The sequence below is a fragment of the Pseudomonas cichorii genome, from assembly GCF_003700275.1.
Lineage (GTDB): Bacteria > Pseudomonadota > Gammaproteobacteria > Pseudomonadales > Pseudomonadaceae > Aquipseudomonas > Aquipseudomonas cichorii_B.
Map to the genome: position 1 here is coordinate 69,937 of NZ_RBRE01000075.1, position 14,694 is coordinate 84,630.

At 59.9% G+C, this 14,694-nt stretch carries 16 protein-coding genes; 2 read left to right on the forward strand and 14 right to left on the reverse strand.

Going from position 1 to position 14,694, the window contains the following annotated elements; translation table 11 throughout:
• The first annotated feature begins 61 nt into the window (after positions 1-61).
• Positions 62-223: a YqaE/Pmp3 family membrane protein gene (locus ALQ04_RS19870; protein WP_122317445.1), complete on the forward strand. Its 162-nt coding sequence runs from the start codon at positions 62-64 to the stop codon at positions 221-223.
• 55 nt (positions 224-278) lie between these two features.
• On the opposite strand, the gene ALQ04_RS19875 is transcribed toward ALQ04_RS19870, so the two are convergent.
• The 12 genes from ALQ04_RS19875 to ALQ04_RS19930 all read right to left on the reverse strand — a co-directional run bounded on the left by ALQ04_RS19875 (position 279) and on the right by ALQ04_RS19930 (position 11,266).
• Positions 279-2,117, reverse strand: a complete 1,839-nt coding sequence (locus ALQ04_RS19875) for a S9 family peptidase (RefSeq protein WP_122317446.1) — start codon at positions 2,115-2,117, stop codon at positions 279-281.
• On the reverse strand, positions 2,083-3,249 hold the full coding sequence (gene pqqE / locus ALQ04_RS19880) for a pyrroloquinoline quinone biosynthesis protein PqqE (RefSeq protein ID WP_122317447.1): 1,167 nt from the start codon (positions 3,247-3,249) through the stop codon (positions 2,083-2,085). Before pqqE ends, ALQ04_RS19875 begins: the two co-directional genes overlap by 35 nt.
• The gene (gene pqqD / locus ALQ04_RS19885) at positions 3,242-3,517 is read right to left on the reverse strand and encodes a pyrroloquinoline quinone biosynthesis peptide chaperone PqqD (protein ID WP_122317462.1); all 276 of its coding nucleotides are present in this window, start codon (positions 3,515-3,517) and stop codon (positions 3,242-3,244) included. Before pqqD ends, pqqE begins: the two co-directional genes overlap by 8 nt.
• Before the next feature lie 14 nt (positions 3,518-3,531).
• Complete coding sequence (pqqC, locus tag ALQ04_RS19890; RefSeq protein ID WP_122317448.1) at positions 3,532-4,287, reverse strand: pyrroloquinoline-quinone synthase PqqC; 756 nt, start codon at positions 4,285-4,287, stop codon at positions 3,532-3,534.
• An 8-nt stretch (positions 4,288-4,295) separates the two neighbouring features.
• Complete coding sequence (gene pqqB, locus ALQ04_RS19895) at positions 4,296-5,207, reverse strand: pyrroloquinoline quinone biosynthesis protein PqqB (protein ID WP_122317449.1); 912 nt, start codon at positions 5,205-5,207, stop codon at positions 4,296-4,298.
• A 91-nt stretch (positions 5,208-5,298) separates the two neighbouring features.
• The gene (pqqA, locus tag ALQ04_RS19900) at positions 5,299-5,370 is read right to left on the reverse strand and encodes a pyrroloquinoline quinone precursor peptide PqqA (RefSeq protein WP_008365141.1); all 72 of its coding nucleotides are present in this window, start codon (positions 5,368-5,370) and stop codon (positions 5,299-5,301) included.
• Between the two features lie 139 nt (positions 5,371-5,509).
• Positions 5,510-7,885 carry a pyrroloquinoline quinone biosynthesis protein PqqF gene (pqqF, locus tag ALQ04_RS19905; protein ID WP_122317450.1) on the reverse strand — a complete coding sequence of 792 codons (2,376 nt, stop codon included), beginning with the start codon at positions 7,883-7,885 and terminating at the stop codon, positions 5,510-5,512.
• A 161-nt stretch (positions 7,886-8,046) separates the two neighbouring features.
• Positions 8,047-8,619, reverse strand: a complete 573-nt coding sequence (locus tag ALQ04_RS19910) for a HupE/UreJ family protein (protein WP_122317451.1) — start codon at positions 8,617-8,619, stop codon at positions 8,047-8,049.
• Between the two features lie 26 nt (positions 8,620-8,645).
• Complete coding sequence (gene ureG, locus ALQ04_RS19915; RefSeq protein ID WP_122317452.1) at positions 8,646-9,263, reverse strand: urease accessory protein UreG; 618 nt, start codon at positions 9,261-9,263, stop codon at positions 8,646-8,648.
• A 17-nt stretch (positions 9,264-9,280) separates the two neighbouring features.
• Positions 9,281-9,955: an urease accessory protein UreF gene (locus ALQ04_RS19920; protein ID WP_122317453.1), complete on the reverse strand. Its 675-nt coding sequence runs from the start codon at positions 9,953-9,955 to the stop codon at positions 9,281-9,283.
• Positions 9,952-10,452: an urease accessory protein UreE gene (gene ureE / locus ALQ04_RS19925; RefSeq protein ID WP_122317454.1), complete on the reverse strand. Its 501-nt coding sequence runs from the start codon at positions 10,450-10,452 to the stop codon at positions 9,952-9,954. The genes ALQ04_RS19920 and ureE overlap by 4 nt, the downstream gene beginning before the upstream one ends.
• A 181-nt stretch (positions 10,453-10,633) precedes the next feature.
• On the reverse strand, positions 10,634-11,266 hold the full coding sequence (locus ALQ04_RS19930) for a TetR family transcriptional regulator (protein WP_122317463.1): 633 nt from the start codon (positions 11,264-11,266) through the stop codon (positions 10,634-10,636).
• A gap of 217 nt (positions 11,267-11,483) precedes the next feature.
• On the opposite strand from ALQ04_RS19930, the gene ALQ04_RS19935 reads away from it, so the two are divergent.
• The gene (locus ALQ04_RS19935) at positions 11,484-13,550 is read left to right on the forward strand and encodes an AsmA family protein (protein WP_122317455.1); all 2,067 of its coding nucleotides are present in this window, start codon (positions 11,484-11,486) and stop codon (positions 13,548-13,550) included.
• Positions 13,551-13,615: 65 nt separating this feature from the next.
• Here the strand turns inward: ALQ04_RS19935 and ALQ04_RS19940 are convergent, their stop codons facing one another.
• Complete coding sequence (locus ALQ04_RS19940; RefSeq protein ID WP_122317456.1) at positions 13,616-14,149, reverse strand: bacterioferritin; 534 nt, start codon at positions 14,147-14,149, stop codon at positions 13,616-13,618.
• Between the two features lie 348 nt (positions 14,150-14,497).
• Positions 14,498-14,694, reverse strand: a 197-nt coding sequence (locus ALQ04_RS27080) for a hypothetical protein (RefSeq protein WP_221033412.1), incomplete at its 5' end; no start/stop codon positions are given.

The window sequence follows — 14,694 nt, forward strand, 5'->3', positions numbered from 1 at the left end:
CGATGCCAAGGGTCGATTAGCTACCGGGCCTACAAAAAGGTCATCCATCAGGAGCTAACCCATGGACATCATTCGTATCATCTTCGCCATTCTGCTGCCGCCACTGGGTGTTTTCCTGCAAGTCGGTTTCGCTGGCGCCTTCTGGCTCAATATCCTGCTGACGTTGCTGGGCTATTTCCCGGGCATCATCCACGCCGTATACATCATCGCCAGCCGCAAGTAATCGCGGTCCAAACCGCTCCCGCCGCCTGGGTGGGAGTGAGTTCATTGGCGAATAATCAAGTTCCGGCACTTCCCGCCAGCACTTCCCGATAGAAACGCCACTCCGCTTCCAGCGCTTGAGCCAGGTTTTCGGCCTTGCGGAAACCGTGGCGCTCGTCGGGATAGAAGTGTGCCTGCACCGCAATGCCATTGTCCTGCAGCGCCTTGAGCATGGAGCGGGTCTGTTCCGGCACGACCACGGCGTCGAGTTCTCCCTGAAAGAAAATCACTGGAACGCTGATCTCTCCGGCATGCAGCAATGGCGTCCTGGCCTGATAGCGCTGCAGATCCCTGACCGGATCGCCAATCAGCCAGTCCAGATAATCGCCTTCAAACTTGTGGGTCGCCTTGCCCAGAGCGATGGGGTCACTGACGCCATAAAGGCTCGCACCCGCGCGGAATACCTTGTGAAAGGCCAGTGCGCAGAGCGTCGTATAGCCCCCCGAGCTGCCGCCACGGATAAATGCCTGATCCTTGTCGATCAAGCCTCTTTCCGCCAAATGCGCCACCACGGCGCAGGCGTCCTCCACATCCGCGACACCCCAGTTCAGATGCAGGCTTTGCCGGTAGGCACGGCCATAGCCCGTGCTGCCGCGATAGTTGAGGTCTGCAACCGCAAAGCCTCGCTGCGTCCAGTACTGGATACGCGGGTCCAGAACCGGGTAACAGGCCGAAGTGGGGCCGCCATGGATAAAAACCACCAAGGGCGGTTTTTCGGCGTCGTTCATGGCTGGATAGAAGTAGCCATACGCCGTCGCTCCGCCACTGGCATAGCGCAACGATTGCGGCTGGCTGATGTGCTCCGCCGGCAAAGGCGACACGCCACCTGCCAGCACGCTGGTGCCATGATCCTTGCGTGAGATGGCCAGCACCGCCGAAGGACGGGTGGCCGAGGCCGCGATGCAATAGATGTACTGCTCATCAATGGCCAGGCTGCGAAACCGGGTGTAGTCGCCGCTGAAATCTTCGGCAGGGCCGTCCGCCTGACGCAAGCCCAGCACGCCAAAGCCGTCCTGCGACCAACTGGCAAGGTAGCCGTTGTCGACCGGCAGCCAGGTGCAACCGCCCAACTGCCAGGGCGCTGGGGCATGGTCGGCTGCGACAGCGGTGAAGCGCACAAAGCCCGAAGGCGTTTCGCCCCATGGCTGCCAGAAACCCTCACGATCCGTCAGGCAGCACAGGCGCCCAAGGGCATCGAAGCGCGGCTGTTGCAGCGACTCCTGCTCCGGGCCATCGCCTGCCACACAGCGTGGTTGCGACCAGGAGCCATCGTTCTGCCGCTCGGCACACATCAGCCGGGTGCTGGTCCAGGGCTGATGCGGGCGTTGCCATTCAATCCATGCCAGTCGCTGCAGATCCGGGCTGAGAACCGGTGCTGAATAGAAATCGGCGCCTTCGGCCAGCAGATGGCGCTGGCCGTCCGCCAGGTCGATTGCCACCAGACGATGGATAGTGTGATGTTCCTCGACCGCCAGAATCTGCTGCGCAGCGAAGTGCAGCGCGCCATAGCGCTTGTCGCCTTGAGTCAGCGCTACCGGCGCGCTGGCATCCAGTGCCTGCCGATAAAGCTGCTGGTCACGTTCATTGACGAATACCACGGCATCGCCAGCGATGCAGAACGAGCCGCCACCGTATTCATAGACCCTGCTGCGCACGCTGAAACCGTCGGGCGTCAGGCAGCGGGCCCGGCCTTCAGACCAGTGCCAGATACGGCTGGCCGCATCCTGGGGGCGATATTCGTTCCAGCACAGGCCAGCCGGCCCGACATCCAGTTCGGCAAAGTCGACACCCGCCGCAACGGCCTGGGTGGCGCTGAACAGATCAGGATTTGGCGATGAGTCGTGAGTTTCGTTCATTGCGAAAGGCCAACTGTTCGATGGTTTTGGTGGCTGTTTCGGCTTCGTCGCGGGCCTGGGTAATCATCCCGTGGTGCGGGGATTTGCTGCATACCGGGTCAGCATTGGCAGCATCGCCGGTCAGCATGAACGCCTGGCAGCGGCAACCGCCGAAGTCTTTTTCCTTCTCGTCGCAGGAGCGGCAGGGCTCTGGCATCCACTCGTAGCCACGGAAACGATTGAAGCCGAACGATTCGTACCAGATGTGCTGCATGCTGTGATCGCGCACGTTGGGGAACTGGATCGGCAACTGGCGCGCGCCATGGCAAGGCAGCGCGGTGCCGTCCGGCGTCACGGTGAGGAACAGGTTGCCCCAGCCGTTCATGCAGGCCTTGGGGCGCTCTTCGTAGTAGTCGGGGGTGACGAAGATGAGCTTGCAGTGCTGTTTCTCAGCGGCGAGTTTTGCGCGGTACTCGTTGGTGACGGCTTCGGCCCGCACCAGTTGCTCCTTGGTCGGCAGCAGGCCGACACGATTGAGGTGCGCCCAGCCATAGAACTGACAGGTCGCCAGTTCCACGAAATCTGCTTCCAGGGCCAGACAAAGTTCGATGATCTTGTCGATGCGGTCGATGTTGTGCCGATGGGTGACGAAGTTCAGCACCATGGGATAGCCGTGCTTTTTCACTGCACGGGCCATTTCCAGTTTTTGCGCGAAGGCCTTTTTCGAGCCGGCGAGCATGTTGTTGACCTGCTCGTCGCTGGCCTGAAAACTGATCTGGATATGGTCCAGGCCCGCTTTCTTGAAATCGATGATCTTCTGTTCGGTCAGGCCGATTCCCGACGTGATCAGGTTGGTGTAGTAACCCAGGCGTCGGGCTTCGGCGATGAGTTCCGCCAGATCCTGACGCACCAGCGGTTCGCCCCCGGAAAAGCCGATTTGCGCCGCGCCCATCTGTCGGGCCTGCTGCATGACCGTAAACCATTGCTCGGTGCTCAGTTCCTGGCCTTGCCTGGCGAAGTCCAGCGGGTTCGAGCAATACGGGCATTGCAGCGGACAGCGATAGGTCAGCTCCGCCAACAGCCACAGCGGCAGGCCGACCGGTGGCGTGGGCGGGATGAGTACGTCCTGGGTGGCGCTGCCGATCTCAGACAAGGGTTATCCAACCCTCTTTCTGGGCGTGAGCCATGAAGTCGTCGACATCGGTACCCAGCTCCGGAACGTTCGGAAAGCGCTCCTGCAATGAGGCTATGATCGATGCCACATTGTGTTCTCCGTCCACTAATGCGCCGATCAGGCCGGCACTTTCGTTCAGCTTGATCATGCCCTCGGGATACAGCACCACATGGCTGTTCTGCGCAGGCTCGAACTGGAAGCGATACCCCGGACGCCAGCTGGGGACTTTTTGTCGATCAGGGTTCACAGTTTTCACATGTTTCATAGGCTAATTCCCTTATGCCATACATTCTGGTCGGTGACGCTGTGATAAGGTGGGCGGTGCAGCTCGTACGCCATGCTCATGGCGTCCAGCATGCTCCATAAGATGTCGAGTTTGAACTGCAGAATTTCCAGCATGCGCTGCTGGCCCTCATGGGTGGTGTAGTACTCAAGTGTAATCGCCAATCCATGTTCTACATCGCGGCGGGCCTGACCAAGACGAGTGCGGAAGTATTCATAGCCGCTCGGGTCGATCCACGGGTAATGCTGTGGCCAGGTATCCAGGCGCGACTGGTGGATCTGCGGCGCGAACAGCTCGGTCAATGAGCTGCTGGCGGCTTCCTGCCAGTTGGCGCGGCGGGCGAAGTTCACATAGGCATCCACCGCGAAACGCACGCCCGGCAATACCAGCTCCTGTGAGCGTAGTTGCTCCGGGTCCAGACCCACGGCCTCGCCCAGGCGCAGCCAGGCTTCGATACCGCCGTCTTCGCCGGGCGCGCCGTCGTGATCGAGGAGGCGTTGAATCCACTCGCGGCGGATCTCGCGGTCCGGGCAGTTGGCCAGGATTGCCGCATCCTTGAGCGGGATATTCACCTGATAGTAGAAACGGTTGGCGACCCAGCCCTGAATCTGCTCGCGCGTCGCCCGGCCTTCGTACATCGCCACGTGGAACGGGTGATGAATGTGGTAGTAGGCACCCTTGGCGCGCAGAGCCTGTTCAAACTCGACGCGGGACATCGCAGTGGCTTCGCTCATCTTGGCTCCTAAAGCTCGATACTCATGCCGTCACAGGCCACTTCGACATTGCGCCGAACCAGTTCGGCGCGTTGCGGGGAGTCTTCGTCGAGGATCGGATTGGTGTTGTTGATGTGGATAAGTACCTTGCGCTGTTTCGGGAAGCCTTCGAGCACTTCCAGCATGCCGCCAGGACCGCTCTGGGCAAGATGGCCCATTTCTCTGCCCGTACGGGTGCCGACGCCGCGGCGCTGCATTTCGTCGTCGTCCCACAGGGTTCCGTCCACCAGCAGACAATCGGCAGCGTGCATTTTCTCCAGCAACGACTCGTCGACCTTGCCCAGGCCGGGTGCATAGAACAGCTTGCCGCCGGTCCTCAGGTCTTCGACGATCAGGCCGATGTTGTCGCCGGGATGCGGATCGAAGCGGTGTGGCGAGTAGGGCGGCGCGGCACTGCGTAGCGGGAACGGCGTGAAGCGCAGGTTGGGGCAGGCAGGGATGATGAAGCTGCCTTGCAGCTCGATACGGTTCCACACCAGCCCGCCGTTCCAGTGCTTGAGCATCTCGAACAGCGGAAAGCCGGTGCTCAGGTCCTCATGAACCATATCGGTACACCAGACCTGATGCGGGCAGCCTTCGCGCAGGCTGAGCAGCCCGGTAGTGTGATCGATCTGGCTGTCCATCAGCACGATGGCGCTGATCCCGGTATCGCGCAGTGCCCGGCCCGGTTGCATCGGCGCGAAACCTTGCAGTTGTGCGCGGATGTCCGGCGAAGCATTGCACAGGACCCAATTGACGCCATCGTCGGAGATCGCGATGGATGACTGGGTGCGTGCCCTGGCATTGAGGCTGCCATCGCGAAAGCCTGCGCAATTGGCGCAATTGCAGTTCCACTGCGGAAAACCGCCGCCAGCCGCAGAACCTAGAATCTGGATGTACATGTCAGCTCCCTACCGCCAAACGCTGAAAATAAAAAAGAGCGCTATCCATAAAAAAAGCCCCGGCGAACCGAGGCTTTGCACCGCATGTAAATCAGCGGCTTGCGAAGTACATGGTGACTTCAAAGCCGATACGCAGATCAGTGTAAGCAGGTTTGGTCCACATGGTGAGACTCCTTCAAATGATTGCAGCGGTTGGTGACTACATCTTAGTGCGCCTGTGCAGGCATACGTTCAGATGCTTAGGAAGCTATCTTACTTAATTTAACAATTTGTGAGGACGGCAATTGCATGAAAGATGGTTTTCAAAGGGCGCTATTGCCCGTCCAGGCCGCAGGAACAGGGCGGTTGGCGAGAATGAGCCATCCTCCTTTGGCTGCCTTCAACTGATCGGCGACGGCCAGTAACGAGTGTTTTTCCAGATGTAACAGTGTCTGCGGCAACTGCTCAAAGGGGTTGCCAGCCTGTCCATACAGACAGGCCTGCCAGAGTAATTCCGCCGCCTGCTCATTGGGCATCGCAGCCTGGTCGAACTGCTCGGCCAGCGTCTGTCGCAGGCCGGGAAGATCGGCGCTCTGGATCAGTTCCGGCAGTTCATCGATGAATGTTTCGATATGCCCGACCAATTGCTCGGCGCTGCTGGCCGGTGATTGCACACCGAACAGCAGCCCGCTGCGCCCGGCGATCTGCCGCAGTCCGCTGAACACCGCATAGCCCAGTTGCAGTTCGACTCGCAGGCGCTGATAGAACGGCGCCTGGATCAGATGGGCGAGCAGGCGCCAGCCTGCTTCGTGCGCAACAGAAGAATCGGGCGTGGTGCAGAACAGCAGCACGGCATCTTCCGGCGACCCGCAGGTTTGCGTTTGCCAGCGCTTGCCGGGCCTCGTTGACGGAGCGGCGAGCGCCTGTTGTTCCGCCAGACCGGGCATGGCCTGCAGAACGCTGTTGAGGCGTGAACGGCTTTGGCTGGGCAGACCGGTTACCAGGCCGGTCCAGCGGGAACTGCGCCAGAGCGCCTGAAGATCGTCGATGCGCTGTCCGGGCTCACTGGACAGAAAATGATCAGGAAGCACCTTGAGCAGTTGGCGAATCGGCATCAGCGCCGGTTGATCGTCCGCTTGGCCCTGGCGTGCCAGGGTCTTGCTACCCGGATGTTGCAGTAAATCCAGGGCGCGTTCGAGGATGGCGGCCATCGGCTCATGCAGGCCGGTCAGCCTGAGTTGCCAGTAGTTGCCATAAGCGCTGAATGACACTGCCACGCCGGCTTGTCGGGCTTGTTCGCCGAGGTTGTGCAGGCCGCCATTGAGCATACGCCACACTTCGGGCTGCGCAGACGGCAACTGCCAGCGCAGGAAAATTGCACCTTCACCGTTGTCGCAGGGCAGGGCTTCGCTATAGATCATCGGGCTGGCCACTGCCTGCTCGCAAACAGCTACAGGTTGCAGGAAAGGATTGGCTGCGGGCAGGCGCCATTCAACTTGTCCACAGGCCAACTTATCCACAGGCAGCGGCGGTACGAGGGTTTCGGGTGATAGCTGGTCAAGCAGGACGCTCAAGGCCAGGGCGCCTCGCTCGCCGAGATCGGCAGGCGTATCGCGGCAGAAATGATGGGCCATCTCCAGTGCGCCGCAGGCTTGCAGACGTCGCTGTTGCAGGCGTCGGTATTCCTCGACCAGCGCGGACCACTGGTTTTTGAAGAAGGCGAGCCAGTCGAAGAACAGCGCTGCTATCGAAACAGAAGTCGCAGGTTTCGTTCCCGCGCAGTCGATATCGAGCAGCAATTGCCCGTCGAACTGATACAGCGGCGATGCTGTGAGCGAGTCGATCAGCCCTTGTTCCAGCAGTTCAGCCACCAGACCGCCCGGCTGGGCGTCCATCAGCCAGTGACAGAAAAAAGCCACCGCCTCTTCGGCTTTCGCCGGTAAACCTTCGCAGGCGAACAGCAAATGCCTGCCTGTCGATTCAAATGCCGTGTGACGCACTTGCTGTGTGTCGAGCAGGGCCACGGGCGCTTGTTGCGTGACTTTACCTGCACTGTTGAACGCGCTGCCATGCTCGGCTGCCAGTGCCTGCAACTCGGCCAGCGGTTGAGGACCGCTCAGGCACAGGGTCATCTGCCCGGCTTGATAGAAACGCTGATAAAACCCCTGAAGCGCCTGTTGAAAGGCCGGGTTGGGCACGGCAAGGCTGTAGCGATTGCCAGCATGAAAGGCCCGCAGCGGGTGCTGCGAATTGATCGGTGCCAGCAGGCGAATCTGCTCACGGGCCTTGGCATCCTGAGTCCAGGCGATGAACTCGGCATGCAGCACTTCACGCTCGCGGAACTGATCGGGCAGCGCCAGGCGGGGATGAGCGAGCATGTCGCACAGACGCTCCAGCCCCTGGGCAAAGGCCCTGGGCGGCAGCTCGAAAAAAAAGTCGGTGGTGCGCTCGCGGGTGCTGGCGTTGATCTGTCCGCCATGGCGCTGCACGAAGGCCATCAGGTTTTCCCCGGCGGCGAATCGTTCGGTGCCGAGAAAGAACAGATGCTCCAGAAAGTGCGCCAGCCCCGGCCATGCCTGCGGCACGTCATGACTGCCCGCTGCAACCCGAAGCGATGCCGCACAGCGCTTGAGACGAGGTGCATGACAAAGCACCACATTCAGGCCGTTGGGCAGGGTCAAACGCTGGGTATCGGGCATGAGCGTTTCTATTTATTCGCGATCATGCATTTTCGCGAATGAACTCGTTCCCACACAAGGCTCAATCTGCCTGTCGGTTAAATATCCTGCCATCGATGGGAGCCTATTTATTCGCGAATACAGACTTTCGCGAATAAATAGGCTCCTGTCCGGAGCCCGGATCAGCCCGCCAGCAACCACACACCTGTTGCTGCCGAAGCTGCACCGGCAATCCGTACCAGCGGCGCGGCGGCCCGGGGCAGGATGCGCACCACGGCATAACCCGCCGCATGCAGTGCTGCCGTTGCTGCCACGAAACCAGCTGCATAAGCCCATGGGCTGGACATGTCCGGCAGCTCAAGGCCATGAGCCACGCCATGGAACATCGCAAACACGGCCGTGGCCACAACAGCCAGTGCCAGCGGTGGACGTACTGCCAGCGCGACCGCCAGACCCAGCGCCAGCACCGAGGCCGAGATACCGCTTTCCAGCGCCGGTAATTCCAGGCCGGCAAAGCCCAGCAGGCCGCCGATCAACATGGTGCCGACAAAGGTGCAAGGCAATGCCCAGCGGGCCGCGCCTTGCTGCTGTGCGGCCCACAGACCGACCGCGAGCATCGCCAGCAAGTGATCGAGGCCACCGATCGGATGTCCGAGCCCGGCGATCAGGCCGTTATCACCATGGCCGGGATGCGCCAGTGCCAGAGTCGGGGTGAGCAGCAGGGCGAGTGCGCCGAGGACTTTCTTGTAGTTCATTGACAGATTTCCTTGGAGGTTTGAATTCAGGCACCGACCGTCAGCAGACCCTGACGCTCGATAAAGGTAATGATCTGTTCCAGGCCATGGCCGGTTTTCTGATTGCTGAATACGAAGGGCTTTTCGCCGCGCATCTTTTTGGTGTCGCGGTCCATCATCTCCAGCGAGGCGCCCACCAATGGCGCCAGATCGATCTTGTTGATCACCAGCAGATCGGATTTACAGATGCCGGGGCCGCCCTTGCGCGGCAGCTTGTCGCCTGCCGATACGTCGATCACGTAAATGGTCAGGTCCGACAGTTCCGGGCTGAAGGTCGCCGAAAGATTGTCGCCACCTGACTCGACAATGATCAGGTCCAGTCCTTCAAAGCGACGGTTGAGCTGATCGACGGCTTCCAGGTTGATCGAAGCGTCTTCGCGAATCGCCGTGTGCGGGCAGCCGCCGGTTTCCACGCCAATGATCCGCTCCGGCGCCAGGGCTTCGTTGCGCACCAGAAAGTCGGCATCTTCCCGGGTATAGATGTCGTTGGTGACGACCGCCAGGTTGTAGCGCTCACGCAAGGCCAGGCACAGGGCCAGGGTCAGGGCGGTCTTGCCGGAACCGACCGGACCACCGATACCGACGCGCAGAGGTTGGCTGTTCATTGAGTTCTCCAAGGATGCTAGGACCGGAACAACCGGCTGTATTGACGTTCATGGGCCATGCTCGCCAGTGACAGGCCGAAGGCGGCGCTGCCGACCTGGCGGATGTCTTGAGCGGTGGCGTCTTGTTGGGCCTGCTGCAGCAAAGGCAGCAGTTCAGTGGTCAGGCGTTGGGCGGCCTGCTGGCCCAGCGGCAGGGTTTTCATCAGTACTGCCAGCTGGTTTTCCAGCCAGCTCCACAGCCAGGCGGCCAGCGCGTCCTGCGGACTGATTTGCCAGGCGCGTGCGGCCAGCGCCCAGCCCAGTGCAAGATGCGGTTCGTCGCTCTGCTCCAGAAACAGGCGGGCAGGGCGATCCAGTTCCGGCAGGCCATTGAGCAACTGCTTCAGCGAGTAGCCCATCTGCCGGCTTTCCAGATGCAGCTCACGGGTCTCCCGGCTGGCACGGTGCTGCTCGCTCAATTGCAGCAACTGGCCCCAGTCTTCCTCGGCAGCCGCCGTGCAATGGGCAAGCATCAACGGCGCCTCGAAGCGGGCGAGGTTGAGCAGCAACTGATCGCCGATCCAGAGCGCCGCCGTTGGCGGGTCGACCACGATGGCCTGCTCCACGGCCATTTCCAGCCCTTGCGAATAGCTGTAGCCGCCAATTGGCAGTTGCGGGCTGGCCAGACGCAAAAGCGCCCAGGCTCGGTTCACTTGCGTACGCCGAACTGGTGCAGGCGCGGTGCGTAGTTGAAGTCTTCTTCCCCGGCCCGCGAATGGTGATGCCCGCCGCCGTAAGCGCCGTGTTCCGGCTGGAACGGCGCCTCGATAGTTTCGGTGGTTGCGCCCAGTTGATCGAGCATGGCCTTGAGCACGTAGTCATCGAGCAGGCGCAACCAGCCATCGCCCACTTGCAGGGCGACATGGCGATTGCCCAGATGATAGGCGGCGCGAGTCAGTTCAAAAGTGTTGCTGCAGGTCACATGCAGCAATTGCTCGGGACGGGCGCAGACGCGAACGATACGACCATCTTCGGCCTGCAGGAATTCGCCGTCATGTAGAGGCGGCTGCCCACGTTGCAGGAACAGACCTACGTCTTCGTTTTCGGCACTGAAGCAGCGCAGACGGCTTTTGCTGCGCGCCTCGAAATTCAAATGCAGCTCGGCGGCCCATTCGGTTTGGGGGTCGATTCTTTTATGAATCACCAGCATCGGGAAGCTTCCGGCTAATTGCGATGCTTCAAAGCAGAGCAAGGGGCTTGCCAACAGTGCAGAAAGAAGGAAAAGACGGACGCTATTGGCGCAATGCCCGGAAAAAAGCCGAATCTACGCACTTTTTTGGTGCGTGCGTTGAGTTGTGTTTCAAGCTGGTGCGAATTTTCTGACGGAATTATCAGTCGTGGCTTCCAAGACCTTTCCAATGTTTGGCGCCCATGAAGATGAAACGCAGTTGCTGGGTAATCTTCGCCTGCGGGGTCAGGTGGGCTGCCAACGTAGCCGAAGGCGGGTCGATCAGTTCCGGAAGCATGGCGAATACGCTTTTGACCACCAGGTCGGCAATCACCGACAACGCCTTGCCATCCAGGTGTCGCCACTTGTGCATTTGCGCCAGGTCGGCCGTCAGGTCGGCACTGATGCCTTCGCGCAGGGCGCCCAGCGCCAGCCGTACCTTGAGCGAGCCGCCGTACTGCTCGCGGGCCAGGAACAGAAACTGCGAACGGTTGGCTGCCACCTTGTCGAGGAATATCTGTACCGAGGCGTGAATCAGCCCGCCCATGACCATTTCGTTATGCCGTACCAGGCGAATGGTTTCGCGAAAGGTCTGGCCGACTTCGCTGACCAGCGCCAGCCCCAACTGGTCCATGTCTTCAAAGTGCCGATAGAAACCGGTGGGCACGATACCTGCCGTACGCGCCACTTCCCTGAGGCTCAGGCTGGCGAAACCACGCCCGCTTTCCATCAACTGGTGAGCGGCGTCGAGCAGTGCTCTGCGGGTCTGTTGTTTCTGTTCGGCGCGGGGCAGCATGGGGGTAAACATTTCTGCGGTTAGACTGTGCTGGCACTCTAGCAAATGAGCTTTGTATGCGTCGAAAGGCTTTTGACGGGATGCGCTACCTTTTCTTCAAGGGAACCTGTTGCAGGGTTTGTACATCAGATCAAACCCTCGGCGCTTTTGTCAGTCTCAGGTATATGTCGTATTCAACGCACCATGGCCGGGGCGTTGTTTTTTGGAGTGTCGTGCAATGACGCGCAGCCGCAAGATTTTCGCCTGGACAGGTGCCACGTTGTTATTGGTACTTGCCGTATTGGTCATTGTGATCGCCACCTTCGATTGGAACCGCATCAAACCCACGCTCAACGAAAAAGTCAGCGAAGCGCTGCATCGACCCTTCGCCATCAATGGCGATCTTGCCGTGCACTGGCAGCGCGAACCGGAATCGGGTGGCTGGCGCGCCTGGCTGCCATGGCCACATTTCGTCGCCCAGGACCTGAGCCTGGGCAACCCGCAATGGTCGAAGACGCCGCAGATGGTCACGCTCAAGAGGGTCGAGTTTCGTCTTGCCCTGCTGCCCTTGCTGGTTCAGGAAGTGGTGATCCCGCGTATCGACCTGACCGGCCCCGAAGCGAAGCTTGAGCGCCTGGCCGATGGCCGTGCCAACTGGGTTTTTGACCTGCCCAAGTCAGACCCCAACGCCGAGCCTTCAAGCTGGGTGCTGGATATCGGCGCGATCAAGTTCGACAAAGGCCTGGTCAGCTTCAATGACCAGACCCTGAAGACGCAACTTGATGTGGTGATCGACATGCTGGGCAAGCCGATTCCCTTCGGCGACATTGTCGGCAGCAAAGAAGTGAAGAAAGCCCAGGAGAAAGGTGCAGTCCCGCAAGACTATGCGTTTGGCCTGGCGGTCAAGGGCCAGTATCACGAGCAGAAGCTGAACGGGACGGGCAAGGTCGGTGGCTTGCTTGCCTTGAAGGATGCCACGCAGCCGTTCCCGGTGCAGGCCGACCTGAACATTGGCGATACGCACATTGCCGTTGCCGGCACCCTGACCGATCCACAGAACCTGGGCGCGCTCGATTTACGCCTGAAACTGTCCGGCGCCAGTCTGAGCCATCTCTATCCGTTGACCGGCGTGGCCTTGCCTGACTCGCCAGCCTATTCCACTGATGGTCGGTTGATTGCCCGGTTGCATGATGCTGGCGGGGCGAATTTCCGTTACGAAGGCTTCAACGGCAAGATCGGCAATAGCGATATTCATGGCGACCTGAGCTTTGTGGCCAGCCAGCCACGGCCTAAGCTCAGCGGCGTGCTGGTTTCCAACCAGTTGCTGTTCAGTGACCTTGCCCCGTTGATCGGTGCCGATTCCAATGCCGCGCAGAAAAAGCGCGGAGGCGAGAGCAAGCAGCCCAGGGACAAGGTTCTGCCGGTCGAGGAGTTCCAGACCGAGCGCTGGCGGGCGATGGATGCCGATGTGGAATTCACCGGCAAGCGCATCGTACAGAGCCCGGACTTGCCCTTCACCGACCTGTATACCCACCTGTTGCTCAATGATGGCCAGTTGAGCCTGCAACCGCTGCGGTTCGGTGTGGCGGGCGGCAAACTGGATGCCGAGATACGCCTCGATGGCCGCAGCCAGCCTTTGCAGGGCCGTGCCAGGCTGTCGGCACGCAACTTCAAGCTCAAGCAACTGTTCCCGACTTTCGAGCCGATGAAGACCAGCTTCGGTGAGCTTAACGGCGATGCCGATATCAGCGGGCGCGGCAACTCGATCGCGGCGCTGCTGGGCACTGCCAATGGCGATCTGAAGATGCTGGTCAACGACGGCGCCATCAGCCAGGGCCTGATGGAAATCGCCGGGCTCAATGTGGGCAACTACGTGGTCGGCAAGCTGTTTGGCGACAAGGACGTGAAGATCAATTGCGCTGCGTCCGACTTCGGCATCAAGGACGGTCTGGCGACCAGTCGCCTGTTCGTGTTCGATACCGAGAACGCAATCATCTACATCGACGGCACCGCCAACTTCAAGACCGAGCAACTGGACCTGAAGATCAGCCCCGAATCCAAGGGCTTCCGGGTGTTCTCACTACGTTCGCCGTTGTATGTGAACGGGCCGTTCGCCAGACCCAATGCCGGGGTGCAATCCGGACCATTGCTGTTGCGCGGGGCGGGCATGCTGCTGTTGGGGGCTACGGTCGGCCCTGCAGCCGGTTTGCTGGCGCTGGTGGCCACCGGAGATAACGAGCCGAATCAGTGCGGGCCGTTGCTGGAACAGATGAAAGCGGGCAAGGCGCCCAAGACGGTTAAATAAACGCCGGATTTTCGCGGATGAGTCCGCTCCCACAGCTCGTGGAGCGGACTCATCCGCGAAAGGTTTTAAAGGTCGTTCAAAATATCCGCCATATCATCGGCATGCTCTTCTTCCTGAGCCAGGATGTCCTCGAAGATGCGGCGTGTGGTCGGATCGGATTCGCCGATGTACTGGATGATTTCCCGGTAGCTGTCGACGGCAATCCGCTCGGCGACCAGATCTTCGTAAACCATTTCCTTGAGGCTGTTGCCTGCCACGTATTGCGCATGGGAATTCTTGGTCAGGGTGTCCGGGTTGAACTCCGGCTCGCCGCCCAGTTGCACAATACGTTCGGCCAGCTTGTCGGCGTGCTCGGCTTCCTGCTGGGCATGCTCCAGAAACTCCGCTGCCGCAACGCTCGCCTTCAGGCCCGTGGCCATGAAGTAGTGGCGTTTGTAGCGCAGCACGCAGACCAGTTCGGTCGCCAGCGACTCATTGAGCAGACGCAGGATGGTTTCCCGGTCCGCGCTATAGCCTTCGGTGACCGCACCGTTCTCAACGTTATGGCGCGCACGTTCACGCAGAGTGCTGACATCGGATAGCTGGGGTGCAGAAATCATGATTTATCTCCATGGTTCATCAGGTATGCGTCCCGCTCTTGGTGAAGGGCTCGGCGAGATCGTTACTAAGTGTGAGTGATGAACGCAGAGAAAGTTTTATGGGATTTTGCTGAATCAGGCGGGGCTGTAAATGTGTAAAAAATATAAGAAACGAGCGCAACGCAGCGTGGTCCCAAGTTTGTGAGGCATCAATTACTGGAGGTATAAAATGCTCAAGTTCCTGGGTGGCACCGTCGGCATCATCTTTCTGATCGGACTGATCGTGGTCATTGCGCTGTTCAAGCTGGTGTTCTGATTCGCGGCAAATAAAAAGCTCGGTGCGGGATGCAGCGAGCTTTTTTGCTGAGCTCAGGGCAGCACGCCTTGATGCGCAAATATTTGCGCACCTCTCGCCATTAAAAATATCCTCAAAACCCCTTCAGCCCCTTTACGGATAAGGCTTTCCGAGTGCTTGCGCAACATTCTGCGCAGGTGCGCACAGGCTTGCGCGCTTTTTGGTTGTTTTTGTATGAAAAATAACCAGTCTTTATGGGTTTTAAATTTAA

Coding starts and splice junctions, on each gene's coding strand:
- pqqF (WP_122317450.1), bottom strand. CDS start 7,885: ATGCCCGATACCCAGCGTTTGACCCTGCCCAACGGCCTGAATGTGGTG.
- ALQ04_RS19910 (WP_122317451.1), bottom strand. CDS start 8,619: ATGAACTACAAGAAAGTCCTCGGCGCACTCGCCCTGCTGCTCACCCCG.
- ureE (WP_122317454.1), bottom strand. CDS start 10,452: ATGCTGGTGATTCATAAAAGAATCGACCCCCAAACCGAATGGGCCGCC.
- pqqB (WP_122317449.1), bottom strand. CDS start 5,207: ATGTACATCCAGATTCTAGGTTCTGCGGCTGGCGGCGGTTTTCCGCAG.
- ALQ04_RS19935 (WP_122317455.1), top strand. CDS start 11,484: ATGACGCGCAGCCGCAAGATTTTCGCCTGGACAGGTGCCACGTTGTTA.
- ALQ04_RS19870 (WP_122317445.1), top strand. CDS start 62: ATGGACATCATTCGTATCATCTTCGCCATTCTGCTGCCGCCACTGGGT.
- ALQ04_RS19940 (WP_122317456.1), bottom strand. CDS start 14,149: ATGATTTCTGCACCCCAGCTATCCGATGTCAGCACTCTGCGTGAACGT.
- pqqC (WP_122317448.1), bottom strand. CDS start 4,287: ATGAGCGAAGCCACTGCGATGTCCCGCGTCGAGTTTGAACAGGCTCTG.
- ALQ04_RS19930 (WP_122317463.1), bottom strand. CDS start 11,266: ATGCTGCCCCGCGCCGAACAGAAACAACAGACCCGCAGAGCACTGCTC.
- ALQ04_RS19875 (WP_122317446.1), bottom strand. CDS start 2,117: ATGAACGAAACTCACGACTCATCGCCAAATCCTGATCTGTTCAGCGCC.
- ureG (WP_122317452.1), bottom strand. CDS start 9,263: ATGAACAGCCAACCTCTGCGCGTCGGTATCGGTGGTCCGGTCGGTTCC.